We start from the raw sequence: 18507 nt of genomic DNA on the forward strand, positions 1-18507 counted from the left end.
AACCGAGCGCGTAGTGTTAGAAACTGGAATATTGGCAGGCAGCAGCCACGGCTTAGGGCGCGGGCGCGGTGCGCTGATCAGGGGGTCCACAGGGGTCCCCGGGCGCGGCACGGAGAGGTCCTTCATTGACGATTACGCAGGGCGGGCAGCCCGGCAGCGAGCCGGCGGCCGGCCAGACCCGGGGCCGCCGGGCCCTGCTGTCCGGATCACGTTCCGGCCCGCAGCGGGACAACCGCTCATCCGCCATGCTCGTCTCGGGACTGCTGGCACTGGCGCTGGGCATCACCGCCCTGAGCCTGCCTGTCCCGTACGTCGTGGAATCACCGGGTCCCACGTTCAACACTCTCGGTAAGGACAACGGCCAACCGGTCATCAGCGTCACCGGCCACGAGAGCTTTCCCGCCCAGGGCAACCTGGACCTGACCACGGTCTACGTCGACGGCGGCCCCAACGGGCCGGTGACGGTCTTCGAGGCGTTTTCCGCCTGGCTTGACGGCGCGAAAGGCGTCTATCCGGAGGAACTCGTCTTTCCCACCGGGGTGACCAAGGAACAGTCCCAGCAGGAAAGCGCCGTCGCGATGACCACCTCGCAGGAGAACGCCGTGGCCTCGGCACTCCGGGAACTGGGGATCGCGTTCGACCAGAAAATGCAGATCGCGGGCGTCCCGGAGGGTTCCGCCTCCGCCGGCAAGCTTCAGGAAAACGACGTGCTGGTGTCCGTCAACGGCAAGCCGGCGACCGCGCTGAGTGTCGTCCAGGCTGAGCTGGCCGCCGGCAACGGCGCACCGGTGGAGGTCGTCGTCGACCGCGACGGCAGCAGTGTGGCCACCAGCATCACACCCTCCAGGACCGAGGCCGGACGCTTCATCCTCGGAGTCCTGCTGCAGTACCAGTTCAAGTTCCCCTTCGACGTCAAGATCTCCCTGGAGAAGGTCGGCGGTCCCAGTGCGGGGATGATGTTCGCCCTGGGCATCGTGGACACCGTCACCCCCGGCGACCTGACCGGCGGCAAGCACATCGCGGGCACCGGAACCATCACCCCCGACGGCGCTGTCGGGCCGATCGGCGGCATCAGCCAGAAGATGCACGGCGCACGCTCCGGCGGCGCCACGATGTTCCTGGCGCCGGCCGCAAACTGCGACGACGTCGTCGGCCATATTCCGGACGGTCTGCAGGTGGTTCGGGTCGAGAATCTGGCCGACGCACGGAAGGCGGTAGAACTGGCCGCGTCCGGTGCCGACACATCCGGGCTTCCGGTTTGCTCCACCGACTAGACTGGCGGCGGAACTAAGATCCGCCGCCAATCGTGGCACTTATGACGGCTTCGCCGCCCTTTTGGGGCGGTGCCGGCGGTCGCTAGAATTCAGCAACTTTCGCGTTACTGCATCGAAGCGCCGCACAGATAACTAAAAACCAGTAACTGACGACCAGCTATGAGGTACCGAGTTTGTCCCGTCCCCCCAGCACTGTCCCGCCCGGAAGACCCCAGCAACGACGAAGCGCACTGACGCCGACGTTGATTGTTGTGGCCTTGATTGTTGTGGGCTTCATCTTCTTCGCCAATGTCTGGACGGACGTCCTCTGGTACCAGCAGCTGGGCTTCTTCGAAGTCTTTCTGACCGAGAACCTGGCACGGATCGCCATCTTCCTGGTCGGCTTCGCCCTGATGTTCTCCGCCGTGTTCTTCGCCATCCGGATCGCGTACCACGCCCGCCCCGTGTACGCACCGGACGCGGACATCCGGGACAACCTAAACCGCTACCAGGTCCAGCTTGAACCGATCCGCCGCGTCGTTATGGTCGGCCTGCCGGTCCTCTTCGGCCTGTTCGCCGGAAGCGCCGCAGCCAGCCAGTGGCAAAAGGTGCTCCTGTTCCTGAACCAGGAATCCTTTGGCCAGAACGATCCGCAGTTCGGGCTCGACATCAGCTTCTACCTGATGACCCTGCCGTTCCTGGGCTTCGTCACCGGCTTCCTGATCAGCGTCACCATCGTCGCCGGCGTCGCGGGCATCCTGACGCATTACCTGTACGGCAGCATCCGGATCATGGAACGCGGCATCTTCACCAGCCGCGCGGCGCAGATCCACCTCGCCGTCTCTGGCGCAGCCTTCCTGCTCCTGCTGGGCGCCAACTTCTGGCTGGACCGCTACGCCGCCGTGCAGAACAGCGGCGGCCGCTGGGCTGGTGCGCTGTACACGGATGTCAACGCCGTCATCCCCACCAAATCCATCCTTGCCGTGGCGGCGGTGCTTGTCGCCGTGCTGTTCATCGTCGCTGCCGTGATCGGCAAGTGGCGGCTGCCTGTCATCGGAACCGCCATGCTCGTCATCACCTCGATCCTGGCCGGCGGCGTTTACCCCTGGGTGATCCAGCAGTTCCAGGTCCGGCCCTCTGAGCAGACGCTCGAGAAGCAGTACATCGAACGCAACATCAACATGACCCGCTCGGCATACGGCCTCGACAAGATCCAGGAGACCCGGTACAACGCCACCACCGACGCCACGACCGGCGCCCTGGCCCCCGACGCGCAGACCACGGCCAATATCCGGCTGCTGGACCCCAACCTGATCTCGGACGCGTTCTCCCAGCTCGAGCAGTACCGGCCCTACTACCAGTTCCCTAGCGCCCTGAACGTGGACCGGTACGAGATTGACGGGAAGATCCAGGACACCGTCATCGCCGTCCGCGAACTCAACCCGGACGGGCTGAGTGCCAACCAGCAGTCCTGGCTGAACCGCCACGTTGTCTACACCCACGGTTACGGCGTCGTCGCCGCCAAGGGCAACAAGTTCACCGTCGACGGCAAGCCGGAGTTCCTGCAGGCCGGAATCCCGTCCACCGGAGTGCTCGGCGATGACTCGACCTACCAGCCGCGGATCTACTTCGGCGAGAACTCTGCTGACTATTCGATCGTCGGCGCCCCCGACGGCGCACCGAACCGCGAGCAGGACCGGCCGGCCGCCAAGGAAGGCGACGGAGAAACGCAGTACACCTTCACCGGCGACGGCGGCCCGAACGTGGGCAGCTTCTTCAACAAGGTCCTCTACGCGATCAAATTCCAGTCCTCGGACCTGCTGCTCTCTGACGGTGTGAATGCCGACTCCCAGATCCTTTACGACCGCAACCCCCGGGAACGTGTCGAAAAGGTTGCCCCGTACCTCACGGTGGACGGCAACGCCTACCCGGCCGTCGTCGACGGACGGGTGAAGTGGATCGTGGACGGCTACACGACGAGCCCGTACTACCCGTACTCCCAGCAGGAGCAACTCTCCGAAGCCACCGCCGACTCGCAGACCACTGCGGGGCGGACAGCGTCCCTGCCCAATACCTCCGTCAACTACATCCGCAACTCGGTCAAGGCCACTGTGGACGCTTATGACGGCAAGGTCACGCTCTACGCCTGGGACGACCAGGATCCGGTGCTCAAGGCCTGGCAGAACATCTTCCCGTCCTCGCTGAAGCCGTTCTCGGAAATGTCCGGGGACCTCATGAGCCACGTCCGCTACCCGGAAGACCTGTTCAAGGTCCAGCGGGAACTCCTGGGCCGTTACCACGTCACCCAGCCGGATAACTTCTACACCAACAACGATGCCTGGAGCGTCCCGAACGATCCGACCGTGCAGGACGACGTCAAGCAGCCGCCGTACTACATGTCCCTGAAAATGCCTGACCAGGACAGCCCGGCCTTCCAGCTCACGTCCTCGTTCATCCCGCAGGTGGTCAACGGAAACGCCCGCAACGTGCTGTACGGCTTCCTGGCCGCCGACTCCGACGCCGGCAAGGAGAAGGGTGTGAAGGCCGAGACCTACGGTCAGCTCAGGCTCCTGCAGATCCCGCCGGAGGCCAACATCCCCGGCCCGGGCCAGGCGCAGAACAAGTTCAACTCCGACCCCACCGTCTCGCAGGCGCTGAACCTGCTGCGCCAGGGTGCATCGGCGGTGCTCAACGGCAACCTGCTGACGCTGCCGGTTGGTGGCGGCATGGCATACGTCCAGCCCGTCTACCTGCGGTCTACGGGCGAAACCTCCTACCCCACGCTGCAGCGCGTCCTCGTGGCGTTCGGTGACAAGATCGGCTTCGCGCCGACCCTGGACGAGGCACTGAACCAGTTGTTCGGCGGTGCCTCGGGAGCCAGTGCCGGCGACAAGGCCAACAACGGGCAGACACCCGCCACGCCCACGACGCCGGGCGAAACACCGTCCGCTCCGGGCGGCACGGACGCCAAGGCAGAGCTGAAGGCGGCCCTGGACGCGGCGAATGCCGCGATCAAGGCCGGCCAGGAGGCCCTTGCCAGGGGCGACTTCGCAGCCTATGGCGAGGAGCAGAAGAAGCTGACCGCGGCCCTGCAGCGGGCCATCGACGCCGAAGCCAAGATCGCGGCGGAAACTCCGGCTCCTGCACCGGCGTCCAGCCCGGAGCCGGATGCCACCACCCCGGCGGCCACCCCGGCCCCGACGCCGAGCAGCTGACGCCGAGCCCGCCCAGGCAAGGCCGGCCGAGGCACGGTTGAAGGCCGGGTCCCCGCTCCCACCGGAGCGGGGACCCGGCCTTTCCGTTTCCCTTGCGCGGACGGCCCCGTGCCCCGTCCCCCGGGGCTGCGAGACGCACATCACGCCGCCTCGATTTGGCCCCAAGTTCACCGGCAGGTAGAGTTGATCTTGCGACGCGGGGTGGAGCAGTTCGGTAGCTCGCTGGGCTCATAACCCAGAGGTCACAGGTTCAAATCCTGTCCCCGCAACTGAAGAAAAGGTCCGGAACACTGGAAACAGTGTTCCGGACCTTTTGCTTTAAGCCGGCAGCGGGTGTCCTGGAACACAGCCAGGGCAGCGGTCCGGGCGGCCGTCCTGATAGTGGTCCGGGCGGCCCCAAAAGTACGGTAGTGTTGATCTTGCGACGCGGGGTGGAGCAGTTCGGTAGCTCGCTGGGCTCATAACCCAGAGGTCACAGGTTCAAATCCTGTCCCCGCAACTGAAGAAGAAGAGAAAGGCCCGGATCTGTTGATCCGGGCCTTTCTTGTTGCCCCTGCTGCNAGGCCCGGATCTGTTGATCCGGGCCTTTCTTGTTGCCCCTGCTGCCTGGTGCGGAGGGTCCCTGCGGCCCAGTTCCCTATTCCCCGGTTGCCCGGTCCGGAGCATCCCTGCTGCCGGGCAGGCAGTCCCCTGGGCCCGCGCTAGCCGTCCTTGAGCCGCTGGTACGTCTCCAGCGCCCGGGCACGGGACTCCGGCAGGCCGACGATCGGTTCCGGGTAGCCCGCCGCCAAACCATCGGCCTTCCACGGTTCGTGGATCGTTTTATCGTCCAGGCCGGACAGCTCCGGGAGGAACTCGCGCAGGTAGCGGGCGCCGGCGTCGAACTTCTTGCTCTGGGTGACCGGGTTGAAGATCCGGAAGTACGGCGAGGCGTCAGCGCCGGATCCGGCCACCCACTGCCAGTTCGCGGGGTTGCTTGCGGCGTCGGCGTCCACGAGGGTGTCCCAGAACCACGCCTCGCCGAGCCTCCAGTCAGCCAGCAGGTTCTTGACCAGGAAACTCGCGGCGGCCATCCTGACGCGGTTGTGCATCCAGCCGGTCTGCCACAGCTGGCGCATCCCGGCGTCGACCAGGGGGTAGCCGGTGCGGCCCTGCTGCCAGGCTTCGAGTTCGGCGTCGGAGGGTGTCTGCCAGGCGAAGCGGTCAAACTCGGGCCGGTAGTTCCGGGTGGCCAGCTGCGGGTTCTCGTAGAGCAACTGCCAGCAGAACTCCCGCCAGCCGAGTTCGGAGCGGAAGATCCCGACGTCGGCCGGCGCCGCGGGCCCAAAGTGTTCCCGCAGCGCATGCCAGATGCGGAAGGGGCTGATCTCGCCGAACCGCAGGTGCGCGGAGAGCCGGCTGGTTCCCTCGACCCCGGGGATGTCCCGGCCGGTGCCGTACTCCTCTGCCGGACCGTCGAGGAAGTCCTCCAGCCGCTGGTGGGCCCCGGCTTCCCCGGGCTCCCAGGTGCTGGCCAGGCCGGCGCTCCAGTCCGGCCGGCGGGGAAGCAACCCCCAGCTGTCGAGCGGGTCGCCCGCGGGAAGCTTGCCCCCGGCGTCCACAGCCGGGGCAGGGAGGCGCCCCGGGGCGTCGAGGGGGAGCCGGGGCTCCTGACCGTCGAGGCAGGCCCGCCAGAAGGGCGTGAAGACCTTGTACGGTCCGCCCGCCCCGGTCCGCACCGTCCATGGCTCGAACATCAGGTTTGCCTGGAAGCTGGCAGCCGTCAGGCCCTGTTCCGCGGCCCAGGCCTTGACCCCGGCATCCAACTCGCGTTCGGGGCCGCCATAGCGTCGGTTCCAGAGCAGCGTCGAGGCGCCGGTCTCCCGGGCGAGGTCCCGGATGATGTCCGCAGCCGCACCGCGCCGCAGCAGCAGGCGTGATCCCGTGGCCTCGAGCCCGGTAGCGAGTTCGGCCAGCGAATGGTGCAGCCACCATTTCGTGGCACCGCCGAGGGGCCGGACGCCGGGGGAGGACTCGTCCAGGACATAGACCACGGTCAGTGGCAGTCCCAGCGAAGCTGCTTCGCTCAGGGCGGGGTTGTCGTCCAGCCGGAGGTCGTCGCGGAGCCAGACAAGGGTCGAAGACAGGGTTCCCGAAGACATGGGTCAACGGTACACGCGGAGCCCCGCCGCGGCCGCACCACGGCCGCTCCACAGCCGCACCACAGCCGCACTACCGCGTACCGTCCGACTCAAAGCGGAGGCCGGGCCCGGCGACCGTGGTGGACGGTTGCTGGGCCCGGCCTCGGCCGCTCCGGTGTTGAATTTTTCCGGCGGTACGCGCCGGGGTGTGCCTACAGCTTGTCGAAGTCCGCCTCGTCGACGGTGGAACCGGCTGCGCGGTTTTCACCGGCGCCAATGGCGGCGGGGGAGCCACCGGATTTCAGCGCGGCGAGCCGTGCCTCAATCTCGGTCTGCTCGCCGAGGTCCTCCAACGAGTTGAACTGTGCGTCCAGGCTGGAGGCTGCGAGTTCCTGCTGCCCCCGCACCTTGGCTTCCTCGCGGCGGATCTTCTCTTCGAAGCGGCCCACCTCGGAGGTGGGATCCATGAAGTCGATGCTCTTCATGGCATCGTGCACCTGGGTCTGGGCCGCGGCGGTCTTGGAGCGGGCCACCAGCTCGTTGCGCTTGCTGGTGAGCTCGTTGAGCTTGCCCTTCATCTGCCCCAGTCCGTGCTTGAGCTTGTCCACGACCTCGGTCTGGGAGGCGATGCTCGGCTCGGCGGACTTCGCCTCGTTTTCCGCGGACATCTGGCGCTGCAGGGCCACCTTGGCGAGGTTGTCGAACTTCTCGGCGTCAACAGTGTCGCCCTTGGCCCGGTACTCGTCCGCCTTGCGGGACGCGGCGAGGGCCTTCTTGCCCCAGTCCTGGGCGTTCTTGATGTCCTCGTTGTAATCGTCCTGGAGCATACGCAGGTTGCCGATGGTCTGGGCCACGGCCGACTCCGCCTCGGCGATGTTGTTGGTGTAGTCCCGGACCATCTGGTCCAGCATCTTCTGCGGGTCCTCGGCCTGGTCCAGCAGGGAGTTGATGTTGGCCTTCGCCAGCTGCGCCATGCGGCCGAAAATGGACTGCTTCATGGTGTTACCTTTCGTCCTGCTCAGTGGTTCCCACTGAATTTCGGTGAACAGTGAAATGTACCGCTTCTATCCGCCGGCGGGAACGTCCCCGCCGGCGCTAGTCTGTGTGCGCCCGGCGTGTTGGCCGCGTTTGGGCCCCGGGCACCTGCCTAGAAGTCGCCGCCGCCGCCGAAGTCGCCGCCCCAGCCTCCGCCGGAGTCACCGCCGCCGCCCCAGCCCCCGCCGGAATCGCCGCCGCCGCCCCAGCCCCCGCCTCCGCCGCCGCCGCCGTGCAGGATGGAGTTGATCAGGATGCCGCCGAGGATGGCGCCGCCCAGGCCGCCGCCTCCGCCGCCGCCGCCGAACATTCCGCCGCGGCCGTAGCCCTGGTTGGCGTAGCCGCCGAAGTGGTCGACGTCGGACTGGGCCTGCTGCGCCGCCTGCGCCGCCAGCGAGTGCGCCTGCTGGGCGTACTGCAGGGCGGTGACGGGGTCGGTGCGCGAGATGGACAGTGCGTAGTCGAGGTTCCGCTGGGCTTCCGCCAGGCGGGTCCGGGCCTCGGTGCCCACGCCGCCGCGGCGGGCGGTGATGTAGTCCGAGGTCGCGCTGATCTGGGCCTGCGCGGACATGATGCTCTGCTGCAGCGAGGCCTGCGCACGGCGGGTCTGCTCCTGCTGGTCGCGGATGCCGGAGAGGGCCCCGTCCAGCGACTGGTGCGCCGTCTCGACCCGCTCCAGGGTGGCGATCGGGTCGATCTTACCGCCCTGGATTTCGGCCTTGACCTGCGCCAGGGCGGCTTCCACCGCGGCGACCGGTCCGGCGAGTTCGGGGTGCGCCCCGGACTGGATCAGGGCCCTGGCCTGGGCCAGGTCCTGGGAGGTGTCCACGACGGCGGACTCCAGGCCGCTGCGGGCCTCGTCCAGGCTGCCGGCGACCTTCGTGATGGCGCCGATCAGCACGTTCGTCTGGTGCAGGCTTTCCTCCGCCGCGCGGACGGCGACGGCGGCCAGGCTGCCCTCGCCGGCACTGAGCTTCTCCTGGGCCGTGACGGAGGCGTTCTGCACGAAGGCGAGCCGGTCCTTGGCCTGCTTGATATTGTCTCCAACCTGGACCAGGGCGCTCTCGGCGTACTTGGCGCGCAGCTCGGCGAGGGACCGCTCGGCGCTGGCGATTTTGGCTTCCGCCTCACTCGCGCCGGCGCTGACCGCGGCCAGGGCCTGCGGGGCATTCTTTTCCAGCTCCCGCAGTGAATCGAAGTCGGCCTTCTGCTCCTGCAGGGAGGCCAGTGCGGCCTCGGAACGGCGGATGATCTCGCCGAGCCAGGTCCGCTGCTGCTCTTCGGTGTCGGGGATGTGGTCATCGAGCTGCTGCTGCAGTTTGAAGGACTCCGACATGTGGCCCTTGGCGTCCTGCAGGGCCTTCGTGAAGTTCCCGACGGCGGCGTCGCCGTATTGGGCCTGCGCGAAGCCAAGCTCCTGTTCGCTGGATTTGATCGAGTCGTCCGCCTCGATCAGCAGCGAGCCGCTCTTGCGGCGCAGTTCCTCGACGGTGAGTCCGGCCAGCGGATCCAGCTCGGCGCCCTGCGTGCCGTAGTCTGCCTGCGCTCCCGCGGCGGCTTTCTTCCGGCGGTTGCGGAGATACAGGTAGGCGCCCGCTCCACCTGCGGCAACGACGCCCACGCCCACGAGCACGCCGCTGCCGGCGCCGCCACCCTCGGACGGGACGGTGCCCTTGCCTCCGCCGGCGGCATCGCCGATGGCTGCGGCGCTGTCGATGGCGGCCTGGGCGTAGTTGCCGTCGCGCAGGTTCGGGTCAACCGCGCTGGTCACGATGGTCTCACGCTGCGCGTCCGTGATCTTGCTGTTGGAGGGCTTGCTCAACAGGTACTGGCGCGTGTCCGTGGCAACCGTCAGCAGCATGGCGTTGGCGCCGAGGCTTGCCGTGTCCGCGACCTCCTTGGCCCAGGCATACCGGTCGGTGGGGTTCTCGAACTTGTCCACATAGACGACGTGGTACGTCATCGCGTGGTCCGCGCCGAGCTGCTTGATGGCCTGTTCGACTTCGCCCCTCCGGTCGCCCAGGACTCCGGCGGAGTCAACGACTTTCGTGACGGGGTCGAGCGTCACCGGAGCTTCGGCGAGGGCCGGAGCGGCTGGAAGCGCCAGCAGTCCGACGACGCCAAGAACGGCGAGGAGACGTGTATAGGTAGACCGCATGTGCAACCCTTCAGCACTTCTGCGACCAGTTCGGGCCGAACCGGTCGTCACAGAATGCAGCAGCGCCCCCACGCAGATGTAAAGCCGCAGGTCGCTGTGGCGATTCCATTTGATTCTATGGTGCACCCATTGGGCCGTCCACCGGCGGGAATATGCCACCAGCGAAAAGCGCTGAACGCCTCAGGGCAACGCCGGACGCGGCGCTTACGGTGTTCAGGAATCTCCCAGTAAACGCGCGCCCTAGTATCAGTGAGATCGTCCATAGTTAATAGAGACGAGGATGAAAGGAAGTCTTATGACTGAGAACCCAGCGCAGGGCGCGTCACCAGAGAACCGGGAGCCGGCCACGCCGAACGAGGGCGAATCGGGGCACCCACAGGCTGCACCCGCGCCGGACTCAGCACACGAGAATCCGACGCTCCGGCTGGACCGGGCCGCGGACAACCCCCCGCAGCCGGTCTACCCGCAGCACCAGCCGTCCTACGGCCGCCCCCCGGCCGGCGAGTCCGCCTTCGGCCAGCCCCAGCCGGCGCGTGACCAGCACGGCTACCCGCAGTACGCCCAGGGTCCCTACGGCCAGCATCAGCAGGGCGGCTACGGGGGTAACCAGCCCGGGTCGCCGTATACGTCCAATCCGGCTCACGCCCCGAAGCGCAAGGCTGCCTTCGGCGTCCCCACCCTCGTGGCCAGCATCCTCGCTGCGGGCCTGGTCGGCGGCGGCGTGGTCGCAGGCGCCACGCAGTGGCTGGAGGACCCGGCCATCATGTCCACCGGGTCCGGGGGCAGCAGCCAGGCCGGCCCTGTCATCGTGAACAACCGCGAAGACGTCAACGCCATCACCGCGGCTGCCATGAAGGCCACGCCCAGTGTCGTGACTATCAAGGCCTCGAGCGGCAGCGAGGGCGGCACGGGCTCCGGCATCATCCTGGACGGCGAAGGCCATGTCCTCACGAACACGCACGTCGTCACCCTCGACGGCACGGCGGCCAACGCCGCGATCGAAGTCCGGATGAGTGACGGCAGGGTCTACAGCGCCGAAATCGTCGGGACGGATCCGCTCTCCGACCTCGCCGTGGTAAAGATCAAGAACGGCTCCGGGCTGGTCCCGGCAGTCCTGGGCGACTCCGGCAAGCTGAACGTCGGCGATACCGCCGTGGCGATCGGATCGCCCCTTGGCCTCACGGGAACCGTGACCGACGGCATCGTGTCGACCCTGAACCGCACCATCAGCGTTGCCTCCTCGGCCGCGCCCGAGGAAGGCGCCGACGACTCGCAAGGCGGCGACCAGGGCTTCCAGTTCGCCCCGCCGGACGGCGGGCAGGGCCAGAGCACCACCAGCCAGGGGAGCATCTCGATCAACGTCATCCAGACAGATGCCGCCATCAACCCGGGGAACTCCGGCGGTGCCCTGGTCAACACCAAGGGTGAGATCATCGGCGTGAACGTCGCGATCGCCTCCGCCGGCGGCGACTCCGCCAGCAGCGGCAACATCGGCGTTGGCTTCAGCATCCCGATCAACCACGCCAAGCGCGTCGCCCAGGAGATCATCAGCACGGGCAAGGCCACCCACGGCCAGTTCGGCGTGAGTGTGAAGCAGAAGACCGCGAGTTCCTCGGCCTCCGGCTTCTCCGTCGGGGCCGAGGTCGCCACGGTGGAGCCCGGCTCCGCCGCGGACAAGGCCGGCGTCAAGGTCGGCGATGTCGTGACGAAGTTCCAGAACCTCGCGATCAGCGACCCGAACCAGTTGACCGCCGCCGTGCGCGAGCAGCCCGCCGGGGCCTCGGTCAAGGTCACCGTCGTCCGTGACGGCAAGGAACAGCAGCTGGATGTGACCCTCGGCGCGGCCGCCGAGTAATAGCGCAGCCGGTTCCGGCGGGGATGGAGGCACACCCCGCCGGAACACCCCGCCCATTCTCCATCGAATGGAGATAGGCTCGCGGAATGTCATCCGGTTTAGATACATCCGTTTTCCAACAGCCGATTTCGCCGGAAGAGGCTGGCTCCCGGCCAGGACCCTGGGGCAAGCTCGGTTTCGTCCCCCAGGGAGTCCTTGTTCCGCTTGTCGCCGCCTGCCTCGCGGTGTGGCTGCTCTGTTCGATGGGCATTGCCGAGGCTGCTGTGGAATCCTTTAACCTGGACGCGTCGGCGCTCAACATCGGGTCGGGTATCTTTCTGGGCGGGGTTGTTGCGGCAGCCATCGGTTTCCTGCTCGAGGCCCGAGGGGAGGACCCCCAGATCGCGGCCATCCGGGTGAGTCGGTTCGTGCAACAGAACGGGCTGTTCTATCAAGAAGAAGCGACACCGCCGAAGCTAAAAGGTGCGATCTTTGAACAGGGCCACCACGCGCGCTCGGGGATGCGGTTCAGAAGCGGTCCGGCCCACCCGTTCCCGTTTGAGATTGCCCACTACTCCTACCAGACCGGGGCGGAGCGTCTCAGTCCGAACGAGCGGCCCTCCACCTCGTCATGGACATACATTGCACTCACCGCCGACCGCGTGCTGCCGCGAATCGTTTGCGACGCGAGGGAAAACAATCATTGGTTTGTCTCCAGCGTGCCGACCAGCCTGGCGGCGTCCCAGTTAGTGCCGCTGGACGGCGAACACGCAAATGAGTTCAAGTTGTACGCGCCGGAGGGATACGAACAGCAGGCGCGCCGGATCTTTCCTTCGGACGTGCTCGGAAAGCTCCGGCTCGACGCTCCGGCTTTCGACGTGGAGACGGCTGATGACCAGATCGTCTTCTTTATCCGCAAGGAACTCGACCTCACCCGCGAGGAAACCTGGCAACAGATTTCACGGATCGTCTTCGGCGTGGGTGCGGCCATGGTCGGCCTGGCCGACCATCAACCGGCGGACCTGTTTGGCAGGAACGCGACCCCGGTAGTCACCCCCGCGGGGCGCACGCTGCGCCGGCGCCGCATCACCCCGGCCCTGCTGTGGATACTGGCCGGCGCGGCCCTGCTGGTCGTGGCGCGGGTGCTGCTGACCGGACCGCTGGCGGCGCTGCTCTGATGGGTTTGTTTGACGTTTTCTCCGGCGCCAGCCGCGCTGCGACCGCAGCCGCCCATGCACAGGTTGCCGAGCTGACGATGGCTCTGCCGTTCGACGCTCAGGTCACTGTGGAGATCAACAAGGAGCCGCAGCCCACGACGTATACGGTCCTGGTGCTGGGCAGCCGCCGAGGGTTCCCGGCGCTGGTGACCTGCACGAGCCCAGTGATCCGGACCCTGGGTGACCACGAGGAACTTGACCTCCGCATCGCCGAATCGGAGGAATCGAGTGCCGCCTTTTCCTCGATCCTGGTCTCCGGCTTCACCCGCGATCAACCCGTCGTGGATTCCCTTGTCCGGGGCCACGACTCCCTGCTGGCGCTCCTGGCCGATCAATCGCTGATGGTCGATGGCTCGTACGGCGGCTACACAGTCACCCGTGTAGCGCATGAAAGTGCCGTGCACGTTGCCGGGGTCCTGGCCGGATGGTGGGGAAGGATGCTGGCCTCGGAACTCGAGTTATGGCCCCTCTCCGGGATTTCCGTTGAGATCGGCGGGACCTCCGAGGATCCCCGGATCAGCTACGCGGTCGACTTGGAGGGGCCGGATGACGAATCCGAGACCCAGCCGGGTCCGCCTGGGGAGCAGCAACAATACGCCCAACGTGCAATCGCGGCCTGGACCGAAAACCTCGGCGATCTTGGGGCCATGTCGAAGGTGAGGCTTCGGCGCGGCTATGGCGTCCGCCTTGGGTTCACCGTGACGGAGCTCAAACCGCGAGTTGTGGTGGAGGACCTGGAGACGGGAGATGAAGTTGAAGGGGAGGCCAGCGAAATTGCGGCGGCGATCCGGTTCCACAACCCGCGGTCGAAGATCCAGTCCTGACTGCGTCCGCGGTCCTGACACAGGCCTTAACCCAAGCCGTGCCGGTGCTCCCCGATATGGTTAGCTAGGATCACCCGGCACCCCGGGCGCTCCGTGGCCACGACCCCACCCGGCTGGCTGTCCACCCGCATGGAAGGCTGCTGCAAACACAGTGGAAGAGACATTGAAGATCATCGTGCTGGTCAAGCACGTCCCCGACGCCCAGTTCGACCGGCACCTCACCGGTGCGGGCAACACGACGGACCGCTCCGAGAGCATCCTGTCCGAACTGGATGAGTACGCCCTCGAGGCCGCACTCCAGCTGATCGAGGCCCGCGGCGGGGAAGCGGCCGGCAACAAGGTCATTGCCCTGAGCATGGGTCCCGCCGGTGCGGTCAACGCGGTGAAGAAGTCCCTGCAGATTGGCGCCACCGAAGGCGTCCACCTCAGCGACGGCGCGCTCGCCGGGTCCGACGCCGCCGCCACCTCGCTGGCACTGGCCGCCGCCATCCGCCACCTCGGCGCGGACACCCCCGCAGACCTCGTCATCACCGGCATGGCCTCCACCGACGGCGAAACGTCCCTAGTCCCGGCGCAGCTCGCGGAGCGACTCGACCTTCCGCAGGTCACCTTCGTGTCCTCGCTGGAGCTCGACGGCGGCAGGCTCACCGCCCGCCGCGACGGCGACTCGCACGCGGACACGGTCGAGGCCACCCTGCCCGCCCTCGTCTCGGTCACGGACCAGATCAATGACCCCCGCTACCCGAACTTCAAGGGCATCATGGCGGCGAAGAAAAAGACCATCACCACGTTGAGCCTTGCGGACATCGGCGTCGACCCCGCGCAGGTCGGGCGGTCCGGGTCCTGGACCTCCGTCGAATCCGCCGAGGTACGGCCGGCGCGCACCGCCGGCACCATCATCACGGACGAGGGCGACGCCGGCATCAAGCTGGTTGAGTTCCTGGCCGCCCAGAAGCTGCTCTAAGGGGATTCCCAGACATGGCAAAAGTGCTTGTATTCATCGACAACCCCGGCCAGGCCCTGAAGAAGGCCAGCCTGGAGCTGCTCACCATTGCCCGGTCCCTGGGCGAGCCGACGGTCGCCTTCAACGGCGAGCTGCACGACGACGTCGCGGCAACCCTGGGAGCCTACGGGGTCCAGGCGCTGTACCGGCCCTCCGCGGCGGACCTCGACGACTACCTCGTCGGCCCCAAGGCCTCCTACCTGGCCGCCGCGGTCCTGACCGCCGATGCCACCGTTGTGCTGACCGAGAATTCGGCGGAGGCCAGGGAAATCGCGGCGAGACTGGGCATCAAGCTCGGTGCCGGCGTCATCACCGACGTCGTCGCCGTGGACCCCGGCGGAACCGCGCACAAGTCCGTGCTGGCCGGTTCCTACACCACCACGGCGAAGGCGACGACGCCGGTCGCGGTCCTGACCGTCAAAGCCAACAGCATCACCCCCGAACCCGCCGTCACCGGCACCGCGCCGGGAACCGTCACCGTGGAGGTGCCGGAGACCGCCACAGCGGCTTCGGCCCGGATCACCGCCCGCAACGAGAAGGCCGCCAGCGGCCGCCCGGACCTCACAGAGGCGCGCATCGTGGTGGCCGGCGGCCGCGGCGTCGACGGGAACTTCGGCCCGGTGGAAGACCTGGCCGATGCCCTCGGTGCCGCCATCGGCGCCTCCCGCGCCGCGACGGACGCCGGCTGGATCGGCCACGACGCGCAGATCGGCCAGACCGGCAAGACCGTGTCCCCCCAGCTGTACATCTCGGCGGGAATCTCCGGCGCCATCCAGCAGAAGGCCGGCATGCAGACCGCCAAGGTGATTGTGGCCGTGAACAAGGATGCCGAGTCGCCCGTCTTCGAGATCGCCGACTTCGGCATCGTCGGGGACCTCTTCCAGGTCCTGCCGCAGGCAACCGCGGAAATCAAGAAGCGCAAGGGCTGATTCCTTGACCACCTTCGCCGCGCAGGCGCGCAGCCCGTTCGATCCGGACCACCACCGGATCGAGCGGGTGCTTTGTTTCGCCGCGCACCCGGACGATATCGACTTCGGCGCCGCGGGCACAATCGCGGCCTGGACCGCCGCGGGGGTGCAGGTCAGCTACTGCATCATGACCGACGGGGACGCCGGCGGGTTTGATCCGGCGCAACGGGATGAGATAGTCCGGCTGCGGAACGAGGAACAGCGCCGTGCCGCCGCCCTGGTCGGAGTGACCGACATCCACTACCTGCATGAGCGCGACGGCTACCTCGAGCCCTCGCACGCCGTGATCCGGGAGGTGGTGCGGCTGATCCGTCAGCTGCGCCCCGGCGTCGTGCTCTCGATGCACCCGGAACGGAACTGGACCCGGATCCAGAAGAGCCACCCCGACCATCTGGCGGTGGGGGAGGCGGTGACCCGGGCCGTGTATCCGGCATTGGAAAACCCGTTCGCGTATCCCGAGCTGGCCGAGGCGGGGCTGGAGGCGTACAAACTGCCGTGGCTGTGGCTTTACGCCGGTCCCGAGGAACGCGATAACCACATCGTCGACGTCACCGAACATGTCGAGGCCAAGCTCGCCGCGATCCATATCCACGGCAGCCAGCACCCGGACATCGAGGCGATGGACCGCACCGTCCGCGGGCTGATGCTCCGGACCGCGGAACGGGGCAGTCTCCCGGCCGGCCGCAGCGCGGAGGCCTTCCATGTCGTAACAGTTAACGGCCAGGGCACGATCGCAGGCTTCTAATGTTGCCCCCCGTTGTCCCCTCCCATAAGCTGGCCTCTGTTTAAATCATATTTAATTAGGGAAGGCAGACTTTAATGGCGAAGACTGCGCAGCACCCCGTACTCGTCATCATGGGCGTCTCGGGATCGGGAAAGTCAACCGTGGCAGGGCTTCTGGCCGGCAGGCTGGGCTGGGATTTCGCCGAAGGCGATGATCTGCACCCCGCATCCAACGTGGCGAAAATGCAGGCAGGCCGGCCGCTGACCGACGAGGACCGCTGGCCCTGGCTGGAATGCATCGCGGATTGGATCCGGCAGCACACCGCGTCCGGCACCCCCGGCGTCGTCACGTGCTCGGCGCTGAAGAAGCGCTACCGGGACGTCCTTCGCAGCGAAGGGGTGGTGTTCGTATTCCTCGACGGCAGCCAGGACCGGATCTCGGACCGGCTGGCGTCCCGGCACGGGCATTTCATGCCACCGGCCCTGCTCGAGTCCCAGTTCGAGGCGCTCGAGGCCCCCACCGAGGACGAAAACGCCATCACGCTGAACGTCAGTTCGGCGCCGTCTGACGAGGCGCAGGAAATCATCGACCGGCTACGGCTCGCCGTCGCCGGGCCGTAGCCCGCCCTGCCCGTTTTCTCCCCTGTCATACCAGCTAGGATCATGTTTTTGAATTCCCATCTAGTCACGCAGCTTCCGGCTGCCGTTGAAGCCTGGACCGGCCTCGACACCCGCCTGATGGCGGTCGCAGCCCTCGGCATCGCGCTCATCGTCGTGCTGATCACCAAGTTCAAGCTCCACCCGTTCCTTGCGCTCATTATTGGCTCGGCCTTCGTCGGCCTAGCCTCCGGCGTCGATCCGGCCCTGGTCATCAGGAACTTCGAGGACGGTGTGGGTGGCGTCCTCAAGGAAGTCGGGCTGCTGATCGCCCTCGGAGCCATGCTCGGCAAGCTGCTGGCGGACTCCGGCGGCGCCAACCGCGTAGTCGACACGCTGCTGGCCAAGGCCACCGGCAACAAGCTCGTCTGGTCCATCACGCTCGTTGCGGTCATCATCGGCCTGCCGATGTTCTTCGAGATCGGGCTGGTGCTGCTCCTGCCGGTCATCGTCCTGGTGACCCAGCGTTCCAAGATGCCGCTCATGCGCATCGCCATTCCCGCTTTGGCCGGACTCTCCGTGCTGCACGGCCTCGTGCCACCGCACCCCGGACCCCTGATCGCGATCAGCGCCGTCAAAGCCGAGCTTGGCACCACGCTGGCGCTGGGACTACTCGTCGCCGTGCCCACCGTCATCATCTGCGGGCCGCTGTTTTCCCGGCTGGCCGCCAAGTGGGTGCCCGTCGGCGCCCCTGCTGTCGCGGGCGGCATCGACACCGAGCACGGTGCGGACATGGAGGGCGTCAAGTGCCCGCCGACGTTCCTCGTCACGCTTCTGACCATCATTTTCCCCGTAGTACTGATGCTCCTCAAAGCCGTCGTGGACATCATCTGGCCCGACGCTGCGACCGCCCCGTGGATCCGGGCCTTCTTCGATTTCGTCGGCCAGCCGCTCGTCGCGATGACCCTGGCCGTGCTGCTCGCGATCTTCACCTTCGGCTACGCCGTAGGGTTCACGGGAAACAAGATCACATCCAAGATCGGCGCCAGCCTGGGTCCCATTGCCGGGATCATGTTGATCGTGGGGGCCGGCGGCGGCTTCAAGCAGACCCTGATCGGCGCCGGCGTCGGCGATTCAGTCAAGAAATGGGCCGAGGGCACGAACATGTCCGTTCTCGTGCTGGGCTTCATCGTGGCCGTCGCGCTGCGCCTGGCGACGGGATCCGCCACCGTGGCGACCGTAACGGCGGCCGGGATCGTGGCGCCGCTGGCCAGTTCGCTCACGCCGACACACGCCGCGCTGCTGGCCCTGGCCATTGGCGCCGGTTCGCTGTTCCTTTCACATGTGAACGACGCCGGGTTCTGGCTGGTCAAGGAACTGTTCGGCCTTACCGTCGGCCAGACATTCAAAACCTGGACCGTGATGGAGACGCTGATCTCGGTGGTCAGCTTCGGCCTCATCATGCTGCTCTCGCTCGTCATTTAGCAGGACGACGCCGGCAGCGGCAGTATAAACACAAGCCGCGCAGGTCGTGAACCTCTTGAAGGTTCACGACCTGCG

At 67.0% G+C, this 18507-nt stretch carries 13 protein-coding genes and 2 tRNA genes; 12 read left to right on the plus strand and 3 right to left on the minus strand.

What is annotated here, in order from left to right:
- The first annotated feature begins 125 nt into the window (after positions 1–125).
- The 4 genes from ACZYZ5_RS19870 to ACZYZ5_RS19885 all read left to right on the plus strand — a co-directional run bounded on the left by ACZYZ5_RS19870 (position 126) and on the right by ACZYZ5_RS19885 (position 4967).
- Complete coding sequence (locus tag ACZYZ5_RS19870) at positions 126–1274, plus strand: YlbL family protein (protein WP_463904045.1); 1149 nt, start codon at positions 126–128, stop codon at positions 1272–1274.
- A gap of 173 nt (positions 1275–1447) precedes the next feature.
- On the plus strand, positions 1448–4468 hold the full coding sequence (locus ACZYZ5_RS19875; protein WP_463904046.1) for a UPF0182 family membrane protein: 3021 nt from the start codon (positions 1448–1450) through the stop codon (positions 4466–4468).
- Between the two features lie 195 nt (positions 4469–4663).
- Positions 4664–4737: transfer RNA gene (locus tag ACZYZ5_RS19880), tRNA-Met, on the plus strand.
- A gap of 156 nt (positions 4738–4893) precedes the next feature.
- Positions 4894–4967: transfer RNA gene (locus tag ACZYZ5_RS19885), tRNA-Met, on the plus strand.
- A 202-nt stretch (positions 4968–5169) separates the two neighbouring features.
- Here ACZYZ5_RS19885 and ACZYZ5_RS19890 read toward each other — a convergent pair.
- The 3 genes from ACZYZ5_RS19890 to ACZYZ5_RS19900 all read right to left on the minus strand — a co-directional run bounded on the left by ACZYZ5_RS19890 (position 5170) and on the right by ACZYZ5_RS19900 (position 9781).
- The gene (locus ACZYZ5_RS19890) at positions 5170–6609 is read right to left on the minus strand and encodes a cryptochrome/photolyase family protein (RefSeq protein ID WP_463904047.1); all 1440 of its coding nucleotides are present in this window, start codon (positions 6607–6609) and stop codon (positions 5170–5172) included.
- 191 nt (positions 6610–6800) lie between these two features.
- The gene (locus tag ACZYZ5_RS19895) at positions 6801–7586 is read right to left on the minus strand and encodes a PspA/IM30 family protein (RefSeq protein WP_307460029.1); all 786 of its coding nucleotides are present in this window, start codon (positions 7584–7586) and stop codon (positions 6801–6803) included.
- A 149-nt stretch (positions 7587–7735) separates the two neighbouring features.
- A complete protein-coding gene (locus ACZYZ5_RS19900; RefSeq protein WP_463904049.1) occupies positions 7736–9781 on the minus strand; it encodes a TPM domain-containing protein in 2046 nt (681 codons plus the stop codon).
- A gap of 295 nt (positions 9782–10076) precedes the next feature.
- Between ACZYZ5_RS19900 and ACZYZ5_RS19905 the strand changes: the two genes are divergently transcribed.
- From ACZYZ5_RS19905 to ACZYZ5_RS19940, 8 genes are all read left to right on the plus strand, one after another.
- Positions 10077–11636 carry a S1C family serine protease gene (locus ACZYZ5_RS19905; RefSeq protein ID WP_463904050.1) on the plus strand — a complete coding sequence of 520 codons (1560 nt, stop codon included), beginning with the start codon at positions 10077–10079 and terminating at the stop codon, positions 11634–11636.
- Positions 11637–11722: 86 nt separating this feature from the next.
- On the plus strand, positions 11723–12793 hold the full coding sequence (locus tag ACZYZ5_RS19910) for a hypothetical protein (RefSeq protein ID WP_463904051.1): 1071 nt from the start codon (positions 11723–11725) through the stop codon (positions 12791–12793).
- A complete protein-coding gene (locus tag ACZYZ5_RS19915) occupies positions 12793–13656 on the plus strand; it encodes a hypothetical protein (protein WP_463904052.1) in 864 nt (287 codons plus the stop codon). The genes ACZYZ5_RS19910 and ACZYZ5_RS19915 overlap by 1 nt, the downstream gene beginning before the upstream one ends.
- A gap of 163 nt (positions 13657–13819) precedes the next feature.
- Positions 13820–14620: an electron transfer flavoprotein subunit beta/FixA family protein gene (locus tag ACZYZ5_RS19920; RefSeq protein WP_463904060.1), complete on the plus strand. Its 801-nt coding sequence runs from the start codon at positions 13820–13822 to the stop codon at positions 14618–14620.
- Positions 14621–14634: 14 nt separating this feature from the next.
- A complete protein-coding gene (locus ACZYZ5_RS19925) occupies positions 14635–15588 on the plus strand; it encodes an electron transfer flavoprotein subunit alpha/FixB family protein (RefSeq protein ID WP_463904054.1) in 954 nt (317 codons plus the stop codon).
- A gap of 4 nt (positions 15589–15592) precedes the next feature.
- Complete coding sequence (locus ACZYZ5_RS19930; RefSeq protein WP_463904055.1) at positions 15593–16372, plus strand: PIG-L deacetylase family protein; 780 nt, start codon at positions 15593–15595, stop codon at positions 16370–16372.
- A 74-nt stretch (positions 16373–16446) separates the two neighbouring features.
- Positions 16447–16971: a gluconokinase gene (locus ACZYZ5_RS19935; protein WP_463904056.1), complete on the plus strand. Its 525-nt coding sequence runs from the start codon at positions 16447–16449 to the stop codon at positions 16969–16971.
- A gap of 42 nt (positions 16972–17013) precedes the next feature.
- Positions 17014–18432 (plus strand): GntT/GntP/DsdX family permease, encoded by a 1419-nt coding sequence (locus ACZYZ5_RS19940; RefSeq protein ID WP_463904057.1) that lies wholly within the window; start codon positions 17014–17016, stop codon positions 18430–18432.
- Positions 18433–18507: the final 75 nt, after the last annotated feature.

The sequence above is a fragment of the Pseudarthrobacter ribosi genome (genome assembly GCF_055412865.1).